Source organism: Salmonella sp. SAL04214 (genome assembly GCF_046550615.1).
GTDB lineage: Bacteria > Pseudomonadota > Gammaproteobacteria > Enterobacterales > Enterobacteriaceae > Salmonella > Salmonella enterica.
This window is the reverse complement of the sequence record NZ_JBGDXT010000034.1, coordinates 1-561: the sequence shown is the minus strand read 5'-3', so window position 1 is coordinate 561 and position 561 is coordinate 1. Positions and strand designations below refer to the sequence as shown.

Below are 561 nucleotides of genomic sequence, written 5' to 3'. Positions count from 1 at the left end.
GCTCCCACTGCTTGTACGTACACGGTTTCAGGTTCTTTTTCACTCCCCTCGCCGGGGTTCTTTTCGCCTTTCCCTCACGGTACTGGTTCACTATCGGTCAGTCAGGAGTATTTAGCCTTGGAGGATGGTCCCCCCATATTCAGACAGGATACCACGTGTCCCGCCCTACTCATCGAGCTCACAGCACATGCGCTTTTGTGTACGGGGCTGTCACCCTGTATCGCGCGCCTTTCCAGACGCTTCCACTAACACACATGCTGATTCAGGCTCTGGGCTCCTCCCCGTTCGCTCGCCGCTACTGGGGGAATCTCGGTTGATTTCTTTTCCTCGGGGTACTTAGATGTTTCAGTTCCCCCGGTTCGCCTCATTAACCTATGGATTCAGTTAATGATAGTGTGACGAGTCACACTGGGTTTCCCCATTCGGGTATCGCCGGTTATAACGGTTCATATCACCTTACCGGCGCTTATCGCAGATTAGCACGCCCTTCATCGCCTCTGACTGCCAGGGCATCCACCGTGTACGCTTAGTCGCTTAACCTCACAACCCGAAGATGTTTCT

At 53.7% G+C, this 561-nt stretch carries 1 rRNA gene; it reads right to left on the bottom strand.

Annotated features, from left to right (window positions below):
- Positions 1–540 (bottom strand): 23S ribosomal RNA (locus tag ACLJQD_RS22935); the annotation flags it as partial.
- Positions 541–561: the final 21 nt, after the last annotated feature.